Below are 16,666 nucleotides of genomic sequence, written 5' to 3'. Positions count from 1 at the left end.
GGTCATGCCGGAGTATGTATGCCGGATATGAAAAATTTGAAGGAGAATCGCAATGGGTTGGATCTATCTTGTTTTGGCTGGATTGTTTGAAATCGGATGGCCGGTCGGGCTGAAAATGGCGCAAGAGCCAACATCGCGTTGGAGTGGGGTCGCAGTAGCCGTCTCTTTCATGACAATTAGCGGCGCCTTCCTATGGCTTGCTCAGCGTCAGATACCGATTGGGACTGCTTATGCGGTGTGGACGGGTATCGGAGCGGCGGGAACTTTCTTAGTCGGAATTCATTTCTATGGCGACCCAACCTCCCTGATGCGATACCTTGGCGTGGCGTTGATCATCCTGGGCGTTATCACGCTCAAGTTATCGAGTTGATCGCTAGCTCCATTGGTAGCGTAGTCGCTAGGCGACCCAGCTCCCAGAGTGGATCGGGCGCTGGGAACTCGTACGGTCACCTCCTCTCTCTAGTCGCTATGTGACGAGCTTGCCGGCGCCTCGGGAGAGTTCGAGCCAGTGCGCGTAAGGCGGTGGGAGCACCCATTCCGGGTGGCTCCACCTTCAGTGCCTGCGCCAAGGTGACCTGAGTACGAACTTTGTAGCCAGTCAGGCAGTGAGTTCGGAGGGGATGCTATCGGATTGGATCCAGTTGCGCCGGATCGTCGCCGGCGGTTTGTAAGCATGCGCGCTATGCGGCCGCTGCTCGTTGTAGAACTGTCGCCAACGTTCGATCAGCACCTTCGCTTCGGTCCGACTGCGGAACCATTCGCGGTTGAGCAGTTCGTCGCCCATCGTTGCCTGCGAAGTCAGGACCAGCAGAATCCTGAGGGGAGTTCTCATCATGGTTTTCTCCGTTCAGACGCTTGGGATCAAGCGGCCGGAGACCACTACGCCTGCTTGGCTTTGCGCGCTGCCTCGACCAAGCTGTCGAGCCAGTCCTGATGGCCGTTGATCATCGGGTTGGGTTTGGCGTTGTGCAGCTCCTCGGCCGGTTTGCCCTTCTGAGTTTCCTGCGTGAGGATGCGCACGCGCCTGCCGTCCAGGTTCTCAACCAGCCAGGCGTGATGCACATCCAGGCGCGTATCTGTGCCTTCCTCGCCGGACCAGCCGTGCCAGGCCACGCGGCCGGGTTGCCCATCCGCAGGTGGCACGTATTCGTTGCACTGCCCCTCTACCGGGAAGCCGAAGGTCTCGAAGTAAAACCGATCGCCGTCGGCCAGTACCGGGCCTTTGCCGTCATGAAAGCACACGTTAGCCGAGTTGGCGTAGTAGCTTGGCCACAGCGATGGTGTGACGAGTAGAGGCCATACGTCGGCCGCGCTCAAGCCGGCGGCGATGATCTCATTGGAGGCGAAATTCTCAGTAAAGCCCGGCGTGTAGCCTTCGGGCCAGAGGATGGCGTTCTGTTGCTTGCTCATATCGAAGCTCCTTCACAAAATGTCGATGACGCAACAGGGGTGGCTGCGTCATTCAAGTGGTCATGGAGCAAATCATGAGCCTCCATCTGCAATAAGTGAAATCCTAAGTTTCTATTTTTGATATCATAAAATATGATATCAAGGCCTAGGTTCTGCCATCCACCGACTAGGCTATCTCGCAGCGGCGCTACGAAAGGGCGCGTCTCCAATTGAGCCGACTGATTGCTTATTTGTAGTGCGAGGTAGAGTTGTGCTGAGCATGACGATAGGAGCGATCTTGCCTACTTGTTGTTAGCACAGGAAGTGAACAGCAGTGCTCGTATCCAGCGATGTGCTGGATCGTGATGGGTGCGTTCGTGCCAAGCAGCCGTCTTGGTGAACCCCGGTATCTTCACCGGCGGCAGGGAGATAGCCAGCTTGTCCATACCGGCGACCAAGCGGCTCGGCAAGATCGCAACCATGTCACTGGCACGCAGGATGTCTGGCAAGATCAGAAAGCTCTTGACCGACAGTGTGACGCTGCGTCGTTTGCCCAACTGTTCTAGCGCATCGTCGGTGACGCCGCGGAAACCTCCACCATCGTAGGAAACAAGCGCATGGTCGAGAGCACAGAACTGTTTAACGGTCAGCTTGCGCCCCATAGCCGCAGGATGGTCTTCCCGCAGGACACACACATAGTGTTCCTTGAACAGCTCTCGGGCATGCAGATTTGGCGGAGTGATCTCTGGCGTCAGGAGGGCTAAATCGATCTGACCGCGCTCAAGCTGGTTCTGTAGCTGCCCGCTCTCGACTGGCACTAATGAGACTCGTACACGCGGTGCGTGCCGTTTAAGTGCCGATAGAAATGGGACAGCAACGGCACGCAGCGCATAGTCCGTCGCGGCGATGGAGAAGGTCAGTTGTGCGGTGGCCGGATTGAAGGAAGGTGGCTGGAGCAGCGCGTCGATTTCGGCGAGCACCTGCTTGACAGGCATCCCTAGATCCAGCGCCCGCTGCGTTGGAACGATACCCCGCTGCGAGCGCGCGAAAAGCGGGTCACCGAAGCTCTCGCGCAACCGCGTCAGCATGCCACTCAAGGCCGGCTGGGTTAGTCCCAGACGGGCCGCCGCCCGTGTCACATTGCGTTCGTCTAACAATGCGTCCAGCGCCTTGAGCAAGTTGAGATCCATACTCTTGATATTTTTCATTTTTATTCCAATCTTAAATATCATCGTTTTTCATGATATCTAAATATTGCCTATGAGTGGAAGCAAGGCCCATTGACGGCTTTTTTTGGGTAACTTGCTTGGAACTCTGTATGCGCCGCAGTGCGCTTTCGCTTGCGGCGCTTTTCTTTGACTCGCCACCGCGCTCATTCTTTCTTTTCCCTCGACCATTGTGCTGCGAACGGTCTTTGACCGGCACTAGCCCAGAACCGATCCTGACGCCTGCGACACCCCCTGTGCAACGCTTTCAATGAGACACCAGCGCAGGAGAAATCGGAGGACAGGTCATGCAAGGGACGAACGTTCTGTTCGGCCAGATCGCTGTGGTAATCGGCATCGTGATCGCCGGCGTCTGGGGCGCCACACAATGGACAGCAGCGACCCTTGGCTATCAAGTACGCCTCGGATCGCCCTGGTTCGATCTTCTAGGTGTACCGGTTTATCACCCGTGGCGCTTGTTCGAATGGTGGTTCTTCTTTGATGCCTACGCGCCGCACGTCTTCGACACAGGCGGTGCGATTGCGGGTGGTAGCGGTTTGTTCGCTTTACTCGTCGCCATCGCCATGTCGGTATGGCGTTCTCGGCAGTCGCGGCTGGTTACGACTTATGGTTCGGCACGCTGGGCCGATGCCGTCGACATCCGCAAAGCTGGACTGACCCTCCCGGCGGGCGTCTTCCTCGGCCAACACGACGACCAATACCTCCGACATGAGGGGCCGGAACATGTCCTGAGCTTCGCACCCACGCGCTCGGGCAAGGGCGTGGGCTTGGTGGTGCCTACGTTGCTTTCGTGGCCGGCGTCCGCCGTCATTCACGACATTAAGGGAGAGAACTGGAAGATCACGGCGGGCTGGCGTTCGCGCTTTTCGCACTGCCTGCTTTTCAACCCCACCGATAGGCAGTCGGCCGCCTACAACCCGCTGCTTGAAGTCCGGCGCGGCGCACATGAAGTGCGCGACGTGCAGAACATCGCCGACATTCTGGTTGACCCTGAAGGTGCGTTAGAGAAGCGCAATCATTGGGAGAAGACCAGCCACGCGCTACTGGTCGGTGCAATCTTGCATGTTCTGTACGCAGGCGAGGACAAGACGCTGCGCGGCGTCGCCAACTTCCTCAGCGACCCGGCGTGTCCGTTCGAGCTGACGCTGCACCGGATGATGACGACGAAGCACCTGGGCGATGCGCCTCACCCGGTTGTCGCATCCGCTGCCCGCGAAGTGCTCAACAAGTCGGACAACGAGCGATCGGGCGTGCTCTCCACCGCCATGTCGTTTCTCGGCCTGTACCGCGACCCGACCGTGGCCGAAGTCACATCGCGCTGCGATTGGCGCATCGCCGACCTGATTTCCGCCGAGCACCCGGTATCGCTCTATCTGGTGGTGCCGCCCTCCGACATAAGCCGCACCAAGCCGCTGATCCGGCTCATCTTGAACCAGATCGGGCGGCGGCTGACCGAATCGCTCGACGGCAGCGATGGCATCGCGCGCCGGCACAAGCTGCTGCTGATGCTGGACGAGTTTCCGGCGCTGGGTCGCCTCGATTTTTTCGAGTCCGCGCTTGCCTTCATGGCCGGCTACGGCATCCGCAGCTTTCTCATCGCTCAAAGCCTGAACCAGATCGACAAGGCGTATGGGCAGAACCATTCCATCCTCGACAACTGCCATGTCCGGGTGACTTTCGCCACCAACGACGAAAGGACGGCGAAAAGGATTTCCGAAACCCTCGGCACCGCCACCGAGCTTCGCGCGCAGCGCAACTACGCGGGCCACCGCCTCGCTCCGTGGCTGGGGCACCTGATGGTGTCGCGTCAGGAAACTGCACGTCCGCTGCTGACGCCCGGCGAGGTGATGCAGCTTCCACCTGAGGACGCCGTAGTCATGGTGTCCAGCGTTGCCCCGATCCGCGCGAAGAAGCTGCGTTACTACGTCGACGCCAATTTCAAGGATCGCGTCCTGCCACCGCCCGTGCTCGCAGTCGGGAGGTACGCCGACGCGCCGCCAGCCCGCCCCGACGACTGGAGCGGCTTGGCGATCCCGGCCGTACCTACGGCGCCGACCTCGGTATCCGCCGATGGTCCGGGCGGCACCGATGACGGCGGCCCGCGCCGCCAGCTCGAACTCTCCGAAACCGTCGCCTACGAGCCCGAGTTGGACGCGTGTGCGAACGACCTGGAGCTGCTCGATGACGACGACCTGGCGCTCCCGCTTCCCGGCCAGCTCGACCCGGCCATGCAGCGCACGGCCCGGCTGGCTTCTCTCGACCCCAACGACGGAATCGACCTATGAGCCAATACCGCCTCAATCTTTTCATCCAGCCCGAGCACGCCAAGCGCCTGGATGAACTTGCCGCCAAGAAAGGCGTGTCCAAGTCCTCCATCGTCGCAGCGGCCTTGGCGTCCTGGCTGTCACCCGATGCGGGCGACCAGCGTGAGGCCGCCATTGCCAAGCGGCTGGATCGACTGTCGCGGCAGACCGAACGCATGGAGCGCGACCAGAACATCCAGATCGAAACGCTGGCGCTGTTCATCCGCTATTTCTTGACCATCAGCACGCCGGTGCCAGAAGCCCACAAGGACGCGGCCCGCGCCCAGGGCAAAGCGCGCTTCGAGCAGTTCGTCGAGCAGTTGGGTCGCCACCTGCTGCGTGGCCGCAGTCTGGTGCGCGACGTGGTGGAGGAACTGCCCCCCGATCCGATGCGGATGGATGACGCAGCAGCGATGGCGTCCGCCGATGAGCGAGCTGCAGAGCGTGCGTCATGAGTGCCGTTCCGCAGATTCCGCCTGAATCTCGCTCATCCGCCGCGGCGTCCCAGGATCGCCGCATCCAGATGCTGCGCACGGCGATGGGGCCGCTGATCGCCGCTGCGCTCGAAGATCCGGATGTTGTGGAAATCATGCTCAACCCCGATCGCACCCTGTGGGTGGATCGGCTGTCGTCGGGTCGCTCGCCGCTGGGCGTGGAGATGCCCGAGGCCGATGGTGAACGCATCATCCGCCTGGTCGCCGCGCATGTCGGCGCGGAGGTGCATCGCGGCCAGCCGCTCTTGACCGCCGAGTTGCCGGAAACCGGCGAGCGTTTCGAGGGCATCCTGCCTCCGGCCGCCCCGGGGCCAGCCTTCGCGCTACGCAAGCGGGCCGTGAGCATCATCGGCCTGGATCGCTACGTGGCCGACGGCATCCTGACCGCCGGGCAGGCCGAGTTCCTGCGCCGCGCCGTGCGCGAGCGGCAGAACATCCTGATCGCCGGCGGCACCAGCACCGGCAAGACCACGCTGGCGAACGCGCTGCTGGCCGAGATCGCCGCCACAGGCGACCGCGTGCTGGTGCTCGAAGACACCATCGAGCTGCAATGCGCGGCCCGCGACCATGTGCCGCTGCGCACCCGCGCCGGCGTCGTCACAATGACCGAGCTGGTGCGGGCCACGATGCGCCTGCGGCCTGACCGCGTGATCGTCGGCGAAGTGCGTGGCGGCGAAGCCCTGGACTTGGTGAAGGTCTGGGGCACCGGCCACCCCGGCGGCATTGCCACCATCCATGCCGGCTCCGCCTTGGGCGCACTGCTGCGTCTGGAGCAACTGATCCTCGAAGTGGCAGTGAATCCGCCCCGCGCCCTGATCGCCGAGGCGGTCAACGTGGTGATTCACATCGCAGGCCGTGGCCGCAAACGTCACGTCGAAACCATCTCCCGTGTCGTCGGCTTCGACGGTGCGGGCTATCGCCTGACAGATGCGCTGGAAACGCCGTTTCCCGAGCTGCCGCCGGTTCCTCTTGCAGCCGCTGCCGCTGCGCCTTCCTCGACCCCTGACCAACCTGGAGAACTGCCATGACGCACGTTGATGCTTTCCGTCTTTCCGTAAATCCTATTTCTCGCCTGTCCAGCATGGCGCGGCTGCGCCACCTGGCCCGTCCCGCAGGGCAAGGGCTGCTGCTGGCCGCGCTGATGCTGTTGCTGGCGGGCACGGCGCAGGCCGCCGGTTCCTCGATGCCGTGGGAAGGGCCGCTGACCTCCATCCTCGAATCCATCCAAGGGCCAGTCGCCCGGATCGTGGCGGTGATCATCATCATCTCGACGGGGCTTGCGCTGGCGTTCGGTGATACCAGCGGCGGCTTTCGCAAGCTGATCCAGATCGTGTTCGGCCTGTCCATCGCGTTCGCCGCGTCCTCGTTCTTCCTGTCGTTCTTCAGCTTCTCCGGAGGGGCCGTCGTATGAGTAAGGCCACCGATCTTCCGGGCTTTGAAGTGCCGCTGCATCGCTCGCTGACCGAGCCGATCCTGCTGGGCGGTGCGCCGCGCACCGTGGCGATTGCCAACGGCACGCTAGCCGCCGCCGTCGGGCTGGGCCTGCAACTGTGGATTCCCGGCGTGGTGCTCTGGATCGTCGGCCACTCGCTGGCCGTATGGGGTGCGCGCGTCGATCCGCAGTTCATGCAGGTCTTCGCGCGGCATATCAAACACCGCCCGCTTCTGGACGTGTGAGGGGAGGACGCCATGCTGAACCTTGCCGAATATCGTCAGCGCCCGGCCTTGCTTGCCGACTGGCTGCCCTGGGCCGGGCTGGTCGCGCCGGGCGTTGTGCTGAACAAAGATGGTTCGTTTCAACGCACGTTCCAGTTTCGCGGCCCCGACTTGGACAGTGCGACACAGGGCGAGCTGATTGCCACGTCGGCGCGGCAGAACAACGCGCTTCGCCGTACCGGGTCTGGCTGGGCCTTCTATATCGAGGCCGAGCGGATGCGGGCATCGAGCTATCCGCAATCCTCCTTTCCCGAACCACTGTCCTGGCTGGTGGATGAGGAGCGACGCGCGGCGTTCGAGGAGTCGGATGGCCATTTCGAGAGCGTCTATCACTTCACGTTGCAACACCTACCGCCGCAAGAGTCTCGCGCCCGTGCGGCTGGGATGCTGTACGAGAACCGGCCCACTGAGGGTGTGGACTGGCGTGGTCGGCTTGATTCCTTCGTGGCAGAGACCGATCGCGTGTTCGACCTGCTCGATGGTGTGATGCCGGAGATTGCCTGGCTGGACGATAGCCAGACGCTGACCTACCTGCATGCCACAGTCTCCACGCGGCGCTATCGCGTCGGCGTGCCCGACGTGCCGTTCCATATCGACGCACTGCTGGCCGATGCCGCGCTGGTCGGCGGCCTGGCGCCCATGCTGGGCGATCAGCACCTGCGCGTGGTGTCGGTACGAGGCTTCCCGACCTCGACCTGGCCGGGGATCTTGGACGACCTCAACCGCCTGGGCTTTGCGTATCGCTGGAGTACGCGCTTCCTGTGCCTGGACAAAGCCGAGGCGGAACGGGAATTGGGGCGCTTGCGGCGCCAATGGTTCGCCAAGCGCAAGAACGTCATCGCGCTGCTGCGCGAAACGATCTTTCAGCAGGAAAGCCCGCTGGTCGATACCGATGCCAGCAACAAGGCCGCCGACGCCGATGCCGCCTTGCAGGAGCTGGGCAGCGATCAAGTCGCCTTCGGCTACCTCACCGCCACGGTGACGGTGCTCGACGCCGACCCGGCCGTGGCCGACGAGAAGCTGCGCATGGTGGAGCGCGTCATCCAGGGCCGGGGTTTCGTGACCATCCCCGAAACCCTCAACGCAGTCGATGCCTGGCTGTCGTCCGTCCCCGGCAACGCATACGCGAACGTGCGTCAGCCCATCGTTTCGACGCTGAACCTGGCGCACATGATGCCGATGTCAGCGGTATGGGCTGGGCCGGAGAAGAACGAACACCTCGATGGCCCGCCGCTGATCGTCACCCGCACCGATGGCGCGACGCCGTTCCGGCTGGTGACGCACATCGGCGACGTGGGGCACACCCTTGTCGCCGGGCCGACCGGCATGGGCAAGTCGGTGCTGCTCGCCATATTGGCCATGCAGTTCCGGCGCTACTTCGGCTCGCGGATCTTCGCCTTCGACATGGGGCGCTCGATGCGCGCCACCATCCTCGGCCTTGGCGGTGAGCACTACGACCTCGGTGCCGATGGCGGCATCGCCTTCCAGCCACTCGCGCGAATAGCCCACGAGGGCTACCGCACCTGGGCCGCCGAATGGGTGGAGGGCCGGCTGCTGCACGAAGGCGTGACGGTCGGCCCGGACGAGAAGGCTGCCATTTGGTCGGCGCTGCGAAGCCTTGCCGGTGCGCCAGTGGAGCAGCGCACCATGACCGGCTTGTCGGTGTTATTGCAGTCCAACGCGCTGCGCCAAGCGCTCGCGCCCTATGTGTTGGGCGGCGCCCACGGCAAGCTGCTGGACGCTGACCACGACCGGCTGGGCATGGCCGACGTGCAGGGCTTTGAGATGGAAGAACTGATGCACAGCCCCGCCGCCGTGCAAGCAGTGCTGCGCTACCTGTTCGCCCGCTTCGACGAACGTTTTGACGGCGCGCCCACGCTGCTGATCCTCGATGAAGCGTGGCTGTTCCTCGATGAGCCGTCCTTCGCGGCCCGCATCCGGCAATGGCTCAAGACGCTCAGAAAAAAGAACGTCAGCGTCATCTTTGCCACGCAGTCGCTGGCCGACATCAAGGACTCGACCATCGCGCCAGCCATCATCGAAAGCTGCGCGAGCAGGATCTTCTTACCTAACCCGCAGGCCACCGAGCCGCAGATTCGCACGATCTACGAAGGCTTCGGCTTGAACAGCCGCCAGATTGAGATCGTGGCGACCGCACAGCCCAAGCGCGATTACTACTACCAGTCGCGCCTCGGCAATCGCCTGTTCGACCTCGACCTGGGGCCTGTCGCGCTCGCATTCGCGGGCGCATCCACCCCTCAAGACCAACGCGATATTGACCGCGTGCTGACGCAGGCCGGCGCTCCCGGCTTCGCCGGCGCGTGGCTGCGCCATCGCGGCCTCGGCTGGGCCGCCGACCTGCTGCCGTCCGCTCCGGCGGCAGCTTCCTTTCTCGCTTCTCAACCGCTGGAGGTTTCACCATGAAGACCAAGCCCCGTTTGCTCTCTGTCTCACTCGCTGCCGTGCTGTCGGTATCGCTGCTGGCCGTGCAGCCCGCATCCGCGCTGACGGTGTTCGACCCGTCCAACTTCGTGCAGAACACGCTGACCGCCGTGCGCACGCTGGAACAGATCAACAACCAGATCAACCAGCTTCAGAACGAGGCGCAGATGTTGATGAACCAGGCCAGGAACCTGGCAAATCTCGACTTCAACATCGTCAACCGCCTGCGCTCGACGCTCGCCACCACCGAGCGCCTGATCGCCGAGGCGCGCGGCTTGGCCTACGACGTGCAGAGCATGGATGCCACGTTCGCCCGCCTGTACCCGGAACAGTACGCCGCCACCATCAGCGGCGACCGCATGGCACAGGACGCCCGCGAACGCTGGCAGAACACCTTGAACGGCTTGCACACCGCGATGCGGATGCAGGCGCAGGTGTCGCAGAACCTCGCCCAAGACGAAAGCGCGCTGGCCGATCTCGTGAGCCAGAGCCAGTCGGCCACCGGCGCGCTGCAAGCGATGCAGGCGACGAACCAGCTCCTGGCTTTGCAGGCCAAGCAGTCGATCCAGGCGCAGCAGCTCCAGATCACGCAAGACCGGGCCGCTTCACTGGAACTGGCGCGGCAAGCGGCGGCTATGGAGCGCGCCCGCGAAGTGCGGCGGCGCTTTCTGGGCACCGGCACGCCGTACACGCCGCAGTCCGTCAACTTCTATAACAACTGACCGGAGGCGGCCATGCGATGCGCTTCCGTCCTGATGGCCGTGCTGCTGACCGCGTGCGGCCAGCAGCCGGCCGAGAACCTGGCCGACGCCCTGGCCGCAGATCCGGTGCGGCTCAAGGCGTTGCGCGGGCAATGCGCGGCCGACCGGCAGGCCGTGGGCGAGGATGCCTGCCGCGCCGCCGCTGAAGCCTTCCGGCGGCGCTTCTTCGCCGGCCATACCGGGCCGGATGAATACAACTCGCTGGCTGAACTCCCGCCGATTCCGCCGAGCTTCGATACGCCCGCAGATGAATTGCCAGAGGGCGCCGTTCCGCTCACTCCGCCCGAGGATTCGCCATGAACGACGTGACCATCATCGACCGTTTCCTCGATACGTTCTCGCGCTACATCGACTCGGGCTTCGGCTTATTGCAGGGCGAAGTGGCATTTCTCACCGCCACGCTCATCGTCATCGACATGACGATCGCTGGCCTGTATTGGGCCATGAGCCACGCCACCGGCCAGGGCGACGACGTGATCGCCAAGCTGCTGCGCAAGGTGCTCTGTGTCGGCGCGTTCGCCTACATCATCGGCAACTTCAACTGGCTGGCGAGCATCGTGTTCCGCTCGTTCGCCGGCTTGGGAATTACCGCTACCGGCTCGGCCATCACGATGGAGAACTTCCTTCAGCCGGGCCGGCTGGCGAAGACCGGCATCGACGCAGCCGCGCCGATTCTGGAACAGATCGGGGACATGGCTGGGTTCCCCGAGGTGTTCGTGAACATCGACCCTATCGTGGTTCTGTTCATCGCCTGGCTGGTGGTGATCCTCTGCTTCTTCGTGCTGGCCGTACAGCTTTTCATCACGCTGATCGAGTTCAAACTGACTACGCTCGCCGGCTTCGTCTTGATCCCGTTTGCACTCTGGAACAAGACCTCGTTCCTCGCGGAAAAGGTGCTAGGCAACGTGGTGTCGTCAGGCATCAAGGTCTTGGTGCTGGCCGTCATCGTCGGCATCGGTTCAGGCCTGTTCGCCGAGTTCCAGGTGCATCCCGACGAACCATCCATCGACCACGCGCTGGTCGTGATGCTGGCCTCGCTCGCGCTGCTGGCGCTGGGCATTTTCGGCCCCGGTATCGCCACCGGCCTGGTGTCCGGTGCGCCACAGCTTGGTGCGGGCGCGATGGCTGGTGCTGCGGTCGGGGCTGTCGGCACCGGCGTTGCCATCGGCGCCGCCGTAACGGGCGTGGGCGGCGCCGTCATGGCCGGGGCACGAATGGCCCCGGCGGCCGCAAAGCTGGCCGGTGCCGGTGCGCGTGCCGCGACTTCGGCGGCCGGCAGTGCCCGATCGGCGTTCCAGGCCGGTTCCGCTGCGGCCGGCGGCGGTGCCAAGGGCGCGGCGGCTGGCCTCGGCAATGTCGCCAAGACTGGCGCACAAGCCGCAGGCCGCAGCGTCACCTCTGGTGCTTCCGCTGTTGGGCAGAAGGTGGCCGACTCCTTCCGCGCTGGCTGGAACGGCACAGAAGCCGGCAGCGACGGTGCTGGCCCCGGCCAGACCGCAGACGGCACCGCAGGCTCGCAGAAGCAAGAGCAACCGGCCTGGGCCAAGCGGATGCACCGCCGCCAGCAGGCTACCCATGCCGCGACCACTGCCGCCCACACGCTGCGCGGCGGCGACGGCGGCGGCTCCGGGCAAGGCCCGAGCCTGCGGGATTCCGATACCTAACCTTCAAGGAGAACACCCATGCGATTCAAACGACCGCAGGTGCGCTACGCCGATACGCCGCAGCCTGCCACCCCGTATCAAGCCGCCGCCCAGGTGTGGGACGACCGTATCGGCTCCGCCCGCGTGCAGGCGAAGAATTGGCGCCTGATGGCCTTCGGCTGCCTAGTGCTCGCGCTGTTGATGGCCGGCGGCCTGGTGTGGCGCTCGGCGCAGTCCATCGTGACGCCCTATGTCATCGAGGTCGATCAAGCCGGGCAGGTGCGCGCCGTGGGAGAGGCCGCCACGCCGTACCGGCCCGGCGACGCGCAGATCGCGCACCACCTGGCGCGCTTCGTGACGCTGGTTCGCTCGCTGTCCATCGACCCCATCGTGGTGCGGCAGAACTGGCTCGATGCCTACGACTACACCACCGACAAGGGCGCGGCGGTGCTCAACGACTACGCCCGCACCAATGACCCATTCGCCCGCATCGGCAAGGAATCGGTAACGGTGCAAATCACCAGCGTGGTTCGCGCGAGCGACACGTCTTTCAACGTGCGCTGGACAGAGCAGCGCTATGTCAACGGTGCGCCCGCCGGCACCGAACGCTGGAACGCCGTGCTTTCGACCGTCCTGCAAACCCCGCGTACTGAACAGCGCCTGCTCAAGAACCCATTGGGTATCTACGTCAACGGCCTGTCATGGAGCCGCGAACTGGATTCTTCCGAAGGAGCCAAACCATGAAACTTCGTTTCCGCCTTTACGTTGTTCCTTTGACGCTGCTGGCCCTCGCGGGCTGCGCCTCGCAGGGGAAGCCGCCGCCATCCATCTCGCTCGACGAGACGGTGCTGGCCCAGCCGTTGCCCGAACCGCCCAAGCCCGTCGAAGTCGTCGCCGTCCCTGAACCGCTGGCGCTGCCGGCGCAGTTGAAGCCCCTGCCGGAACTCGATGAGGCCCCCGTTGCGCCGGAGCCGGCCGACGAAAAGGTGCGCGTTTCCCGTGCCAATGCAGAAGCGCGTATCGCGCCTACCCGTGAGGGCTACGTCAACGCGATTCAGGTGTGGCCGTTCACCGATGGCGCGCTTTATCAGGTCTATGCGTCGCCGGGGCGCGTGACGGTGGTTTCGCTTCAACCGGGCGAGGAACTGGTAACGGTCGCCGCCGGCGATACCGTGCGCTGGATCGTGGGCGACACGTCCAGCGGCGGCGGGGCCGATCTGCGCGTCAATGTGCTGGTCAAGCCTATCCGCTCCGGTCTGAAAACCAATCTCGTCATCACCACCAGTCGGCGCACCTACCTGCTGGAGCTGACCTCGACCGAGAGGGCATGGATGGCGTCGGTGTCCTGGGACTATCCGAAAGACCGAATGCTCGCGTTGCAGCGCCAGGCGCAGGCAGCGCAGGCAACAACGCCTGTCGATACGGGCCTGTCGCTGGACAAGATCCGCTTCCGCTACGCGGTATCGGGCAGCAACCCGCCGTGGAAGCCTCTGCGCGCCTTCGATGATGGAGAGAAGGTCTATATCCAGTTCCCGCCGGGCATCGCCCAGGGCGAGCTGCCGCCGCTGTTTGTCATCGGCGCGCAGGGCGACGGGCAACTGGTGAACTACCGTTTTCGCTCGCCGTACTACGTCGTGGATCGCCTGTTCGGCGCGGCCGAACTGCGGCTGGGCGGCGATGGCGGCGACGTGGTGCGGATCGAGCGCACCGATGGTGTTGCACGGAGGAACTGACCATGAGCCAGGATGACACTCCCGACCTTGCCGCGCCGCAGGCGGACAAGGTGGCGCCGGAGGCAGTGGCGCTGCGCGCCCAGCCGCGTCCAGTCACACGCCTGAACCGGCGCTCGCTGGCCATCCTTGCCGGCGTCCTAGCGGTCGCCGTGCTCGGCGCGCTGATGTGGTCGCTGCAACCTCATCGACGCAGCACAGGCGAGCAGACCGAGCTTTACAACGTCGATCGCGTGTCAAAGTCGGAAGGACTGGATGCGCTGCCGACGGACTATTCCAAGCTGCCGCCGGCGTTGCTGCCTGCCGTTCCCGAACTAGGGCCACCGCTGCCGGGCGATCTTGGCCCGGCTATCGTGAAGTCGCAGCAACCGGCGACGGCTGCCTACGCGGCCCCCGGTCACGACCCGAACGATGCCCTGCGAAAAGAAGCCGAGGCGGCCGCGGCCTCGTCCGTGTTCTTCCGCTCGGGTGGGCAGAATGCGGCGCCGGTAGCGCAGACACAGGTGGCCGCTGCGCCGGGCTTCGCCGCCAATGCGGCGTTTGACCCGCTGGCGGCCGGGCCGGCCTCCACGGCGGCCCAACCTGCTGACCCGACAGCGGTGCAAAACCGGCAAGACCAGAAAGAGGCTTTCATGAAAGCTGGCCCCACTGAAACCCGTAATTCCGGCAATCTGACTCTGCCAATTTCGCCGTATCAGGTTATGGCCGGAACAGTGGTCGCAGGTGCCTTGGTGACGGGCATCAAGTCGGACTTGCCCGGCGACGTGATCGCCACGGTGACGGAGCCGGTCTATGACACAGCCACCGGGCGCTTCCTGCTGATTCCGCAGGGTTCGCGCATCCTGGGCAAATACAACAGCCAGGTCAGCTACGGGCAGAGCCGCGTTCAAGTCGTCTGGAACCGGATCATCCTGCCGGACACGTCTTCGCTCACGCTCGACAACCTGGCCGGCACCGACCCAGCCGGCTATGCCGGGCTGGAGGACGATGTGGACTACCACTGGGGCCGCATCTTTGCCGGTGCGGCACTCACCACGCTGCTGGGCGTCGGTGCCGAGCTGGCCGCGCCGGAGAACCGGCAGGATGGTGATCGCGTCATCATCGCTGGGCGCGACAGCGCGCAGGACAGCATCAATCAGGTCGGCCAGGAGATGACCCGGCGCAACCTCAACATCCAGCCGACCTTAACGCAACGGCCGGGCCTGCCGGTTCGCATCATCGTCAACCGGGATCTGGTGCTGCGGCCGTACCAGCCGCTGTTCTTCAACCGGGGGACTTCACGATGAGCACGACCAAGAAGCTGCGGCTCGGCCCGCTGCCGAAGACCGAGAGCACCAAGCTGACTTTCGTTTGCCCGACCAGCTTGAAAGTCGACCTCGACCGCTACGCCGCGCTACACGCGCAGGCGTATGGCGAGGCCGTTGATGCGGCGACGCTGATCCCGCATATGCTGGAAGCGTTCATGGCGGGGGATCGAGGATTCAGGAAGGGCACGGCGACCCGCAGCACACCACCGAAGCCGCCATGATTGCACCGCATGCTATTCAACGGCATCCATCGAACGCGCAGCCCAGGCTGCGCGTTCTTCATTCTGGATGCCGCCGAGCCTGTTGGGCTATGATGATGCGACAGGCCCGCCGTTCCTCGGCAATCCAGCACTACACAGTGCGATGCGGCTTTCTCTCCCAACGCTCCTATGTCGCTCCTAGCCGACAACGCCGCTCTTCTTCTAAGCGGCCCCGAAAGGAGCTAACCTACTGTCCCATATACGGTTTCAAGTCCTTCTTGATTTGCGCGAAAGAATTGACACCGGCACTTTTTTGTTGCCTGCGATTTTTGTCCTGGGAATCCTTCGAGCCCGGTTGATCGATATCAAAGCGCCACTTGCTTCCCGCCAATAGGATGGAAGGTGGACATTCGACCGACCCCGCAAGGACCTCCATGAGCGAAGAATCCGCCACCCTCCTCCTGCCGCCACCTTCCGATACCGACGGTGATGCCAAACCCGCCATTCGTACCCGTCGCCCACGCCAGCGCAAGCCCGCCAGCGCCGCCGCGCAGGAAGCGATCACCCAGGTGAGCCGGCAACCGGCCGCCCTGGAAGTGGCCAACGCGCGCAAGGGCAGCAACGAAGACAGCACCTCGGCGCGCCTGCCGGCCAACTACCCGTACCGCACGCGCATGCGTCGCCAGGACTACGAGAAGGCCAAGCACGCCCTGCAGATCGAGCTGTTGAAGGTGCAGAACTGGGTGAAGGAAACCGGGCAACGCATCGTGGTGCTGTTCGAGGGCCGCGACGCCGCCGGCAAGGGCGGCACCATCAAGCGCTTCATGGAGCACCTGAACCCGCGTGGCGCGCGCATCGTCGCACTGGAGAAGCCTTCCGAGCAGGAAAAGGGCCAGTGGTACTTCCAGCGCTATGTGCAGCACCTGCCCACCGCCGGTGAAATGGTGTTCTTCGACCGCTCCTGGTACAACCGCGCCGGGGTCGAGAAGGTCATGGACTTCTGCTCGCCCCTGCAGTACCTGGAATTCATGCGCCAGGCGCCGGAGCTGGAGCGCATGCTGTGCAACAGCGGCATCCTGCTGTTCAAGTTCTGGTTCTCGGTGAACCGCGAGGAGCAGCTGCGCCGCTTCATCTCGCGCCGCGACGACCCGCTCAAGCACTGGAAGCTCTCGCCCATCGACATCAAGTCGCTGGACAAGTGGGACGACTACACCACGGCCAAGGAAGCGATGTTCTTCCATACCGACACCGCCGACGCGCCGTGGACGGTGATCAAATCGGACGACAAGAAGCGGGCGCGGATCAACTGCATCCGGCACTTCCTGCATTCGCTGGATTATCCGGGCAAGGATCACAGCGTGGCGCATGCGCCGGATCCTCTGCTGGTAGGGCGGGCTTCGCGGGGTTTCGAGGAGGATGAGCCGGCGGCGCTAGTCAGTTGAATCCCCGGGGTTG

General features: G+C 64.0%; 17 protein-coding genes and 1 pseudogene. 15 read left to right on the top strand and 3 right to left on the bottom strand.

Annotated elements, in window-relative coordinates:
• The first annotated feature begins 52 nt into the window (after positions 1–52).
• The gene (locus N7422_RS23655) at positions 53–370 is read left to right on the top strand and encodes a multidrug efflux SMR transporter (protein WP_000539741.1); all 318 of its coding nucleotides are present in this window, start codon (positions 53–55) and stop codon (positions 368–370) included.
• 228 nt (positions 371–598) lie between these two features.
• On the opposite strand, the pseudogene N7422_RS23650 reads toward N7422_RS23655, so the two are convergent.
• The 3 genes and pseudogenes from N7422_RS23650 to N7422_RS23640 all read right to left on the bottom strand — a co-directional run.
• Positions 599–784 (bottom strand): annotated as a pseudogene (locus N7422_RS23650) (integrase core domain-containing protein); the annotation flags it as partial.
• A 95-nt stretch (positions 785–879) separates the two neighbouring features.
• Positions 880–1,410, bottom strand: a complete 531-nt coding sequence (locus N7422_RS23645; protein ID WP_000043569.1) for a hypothetical protein — start codon at positions 1,408–1,410, stop codon at positions 880–882.
• Positions 1,411–1,691: 281 nt separating this feature from the next.
• Complete coding sequence (locus N7422_RS23640) at positions 1,692–2,597, bottom strand: LysR family transcriptional regulator (RefSeq protein ID WP_023093368.1); 906 nt, start codon at positions 2,595–2,597, stop codon at positions 1,692–1,694.
• A 305-nt stretch (positions 2,598–2,902) separates the two neighbouring features.
• Here N7422_RS23640 and N7422_RS23635 point away from each other — a divergent pair, with 305 nt between their 5' ends.
• The 14 genes from N7422_RS23635 (at position 2,903) to ppk2 (ending at position 16,653) form a co-directional block, all read left to right on the top strand.
• Positions 2,903–4,900 carry an IncP-type conjugal transfer protein TraG gene (locus N7422_RS23635; protein ID WP_001163195.1) on the top strand — a complete coding sequence of 666 codons (1,998 nt, stop codon included), beginning with the start codon at positions 2,903–2,905 and terminating at the stop codon, positions 4,898–4,900.
• Positions 4,897–5,373: a CopG family transcriptional regulator gene (locus N7422_RS23630; protein WP_279808809.1), complete on the top strand. Its 477-nt coding sequence runs from the start codon at positions 4,897–4,899 to the stop codon at positions 5,371–5,373. The genes N7422_RS23635 and N7422_RS23630 overlap by 4 nt, the downstream gene beginning before the upstream one ends.
• Positions 5,370–6,440 carry a P-type conjugative transfer ATPase TrbB gene (trbB, locus tag N7422_RS23625; RefSeq protein WP_023093367.1) on the top strand — a complete coding sequence of 357 codons (1,071 nt, stop codon included), beginning with the start codon at positions 5,370–5,372 and terminating at the stop codon, positions 6,438–6,440. The genes N7422_RS23630 and trbB overlap by 4 nt, the downstream gene beginning before the upstream one ends.
• Positions 6,437–6,823, top strand: a complete 387-nt coding sequence (locus N7422_RS23620) for a TrbC/VirB2 family protein (RefSeq protein WP_000150010.1) — start codon at positions 6,437–6,439, stop codon at positions 6,821–6,823. The genes trbB and N7422_RS23620 overlap by 4 nt, the downstream gene beginning before the upstream one ends.
• On the top strand, positions 6,820–7,089 hold the full coding sequence (locus N7422_RS23615; protein WP_003092280.1) for a VirB3 family type IV secretion system protein: 270 nt from the start codon (positions 6,820–6,822) through the stop codon (positions 7,087–7,089). Before N7422_RS23620 ends, N7422_RS23615 begins: the two co-directional genes overlap by 4 nt.
• Before the next feature lie 12 nt (positions 7,090–7,101).
• Entirely contained in the window at positions 7,102–9,552 is a 2,451-nt protein-coding gene (trbE, locus tag N7422_RS23610; RefSeq protein WP_000933135.1) for a conjugal transfer protein TrbE, read from the top strand.
• A complete protein-coding gene (trbJ, locus tag N7422_RS23605) occupies positions 9,549–10,292 on the top strand; it encodes a P-type conjugative transfer protein TrbJ (RefSeq protein ID WP_003092277.1) in 744 nt (247 codons plus the stop codon). Before trbE ends, trbJ begins: the two co-directional genes overlap by 4 nt.
• Positions 10,293–10,304: 12 nt before the next feature.
• Positions 10,305–10,631: a hypothetical protein gene (locus N7422_RS23600; protein ID WP_014603538.1), complete on the top strand. Its 327-nt coding sequence runs from the start codon at positions 10,305–10,307 to the stop codon at positions 10,629–10,631.
• On the top strand, positions 10,628–11,995 hold the full coding sequence (gene trbL / locus N7422_RS23595) for a P-type conjugative transfer protein TrbL (RefSeq protein ID WP_001000746.1): 1,368 nt from the start codon (positions 10,628–10,630) through the stop codon (positions 11,993–11,995). The genes N7422_RS23600 and trbL overlap by 4 nt, the downstream gene beginning before the upstream one ends.
• Positions 11,996–12,013: 18 nt before the next feature.
• On the top strand, positions 12,014–12,718 hold the full coding sequence (gene trbF, locus N7422_RS23590; protein WP_001211312.1) for a conjugal transfer protein TrbF: 705 nt from the start codon (positions 12,014–12,016) through the stop codon (positions 12,716–12,718).
• A complete protein-coding gene (gene trbG / locus N7422_RS23585; RefSeq protein WP_000776560.1) occupies positions 12,715–13,707 on the top strand; it encodes a P-type conjugative transfer protein TrbG in 993 nt (330 codons plus the stop codon). The genes trbF and trbG overlap by 4 nt, the downstream gene beginning before the upstream one ends.
• A 2-nt stretch (positions 13,708–13,709) precedes the next feature.
• Positions 13,710–14,990: a TrbI/VirB10 family protein gene (locus N7422_RS23580; RefSeq protein ID WP_003092274.1), complete on the top strand. Its 1,281-nt coding sequence runs from the start codon at positions 13,710–13,712 to the stop codon at positions 14,988–14,990.
• Positions 14,987–15,232 (top strand): DUF2274 domain-containing protein, encoded by a 246-nt coding sequence (locus N7422_RS23575; protein WP_000108283.1) that lies wholly within the window; start codon positions 14,987–14,989, stop codon positions 15,230–15,232. The genes N7422_RS23580 and N7422_RS23575 overlap by 4 nt, the downstream gene beginning before the upstream one ends.
• Positions 15,233–15,645: 413 nt before the next feature.
• Positions 15,646–16,653, top strand: coding sequence for a polyphosphate kinase 2 (gene ppk2 / locus N7422_RS23570; RefSeq protein ID WP_279808807.1), 1,008 nt, complete (start codon positions 15,646–15,648; stop codon positions 16,651–16,653).
• The last annotated feature ends 13 nt before the right edge of the window (positions 16,654–16,666 follow it).

It is taken from the genome of Pseudomonas sp. GD04091, from assembly GCF_029836165.1.
Classification (GTDB): domain Bacteria; phylum Pseudomonadota; class Gammaproteobacteria; order Pseudomonadales; family Pseudomonadaceae; genus Aquipseudomonas.
The sequence above is the reverse complement of the archived record's forward strand: the minus strand, read 5'-3'. Positions and strand labels throughout refer to the sequence as shown.

Bases quoted from the DNA above. Each gene is read 5' to 3' on its own strand.
- N7422_RS23655 (WP_000539741.1), top strand. From the start codon at position 53: ATGGGTTGGATCTATCTTGTTTTGGCTGGATTGTTTGAAATCGGATGG.
- N7422_RS23645 (WP_000043569.1), bottom strand. From the start codon at position 1,410: ATGAGCAAGCAACAGAACGCCATCCTCTGGCCCGAAGGCTACACGCCG.
- N7422_RS23640 (WP_023093368.1), bottom strand. From the start codon at position 2,597: ATGAAAAATATCAAGAGTATGGATCTCAACTTGCTCAAGGCGCTGGAC.
- N7422_RS23635 (WP_001163195.1), top strand. From the start codon at position 2,903: ATGCAAGGGACGAACGTTCTGTTCGGCCAGATCGCTGTGGTAATCGGC.
- N7422_RS23630 (WP_279808809.1), top strand. From the start codon at position 4,897: ATGAGCCAATACCGCCTCAATCTTTTCATCCAGCCCGAGCACGCCAAG.
- trbB (WP_023093367.1), top strand. From the start codon at position 5,370: ATGAGTGCCGTTCCGCAGATTCCGCCTGAATCTCGCTCATCCGCCGCG.
- N7422_RS23620 (WP_000150010.1), top strand. From the start codon at position 6,437: ATGACGCACGTTGATGCTTTCCGTCTTTCCGTAAATCCTATTTCTCGC.
- N7422_RS23615 (WP_003092280.1), top strand. From the start codon at position 6,820: ATGAGTAAGGCCACCGATCTTCCGGGCTTTGAAGTGCCGCTGCATCGC.
- trbE (WP_000933135.1), top strand. From the start codon at position 7,102: ATGCTGAACCTTGCCGAATATCGTCAGCGCCCGGCCTTGCTTGCCGAC.
- trbJ (WP_003092277.1), top strand. From the start codon at position 9,549: ATGAAGACCAAGCCCCGTTTGCTCTCTGTCTCACTCGCTGCCGTGCTG.
- N7422_RS23600 (WP_014603538.1), top strand. From the start codon at position 10,305: ATGCGATGCGCTTCCGTCCTGATGGCCGTGCTGCTGACCGCGTGCGGC.
- trbL (WP_001000746.1), top strand. From the start codon at position 10,628: ATGAACGACGTGACCATCATCGACCGTTTCCTCGATACGTTCTCGCGC.
- trbF (WP_001211312.1), top strand. From the start codon at position 12,014: ATGCGATTCAAACGACCGCAGGTGCGCTACGCCGATACGCCGCAGCCT.
- trbG (WP_000776560.1), top strand. From the start codon at position 12,715: ATGAAACTTCGTTTCCGCCTTTACGTTGTTCCTTTGACGCTGCTGGCC.
- N7422_RS23580 (WP_003092274.1), top strand. From the start codon at position 13,710: ATGAGCCAGGATGACACTCCCGACCTTGCCGCGCCGCAGGCGGACAAG.
- N7422_RS23575 (WP_000108283.1), top strand. From the start codon at position 14,987: ATGAGCACGACCAAGAAGCTGCGGCTCGGCCCGCTGCCGAAGACCGAG.
- ppk2 (WP_279808807.1), top strand. From the start codon at position 15,646: ATGAGCGAAGAATCCGCCACCCTCCTCCTGCCGCCACCTTCCGATACC.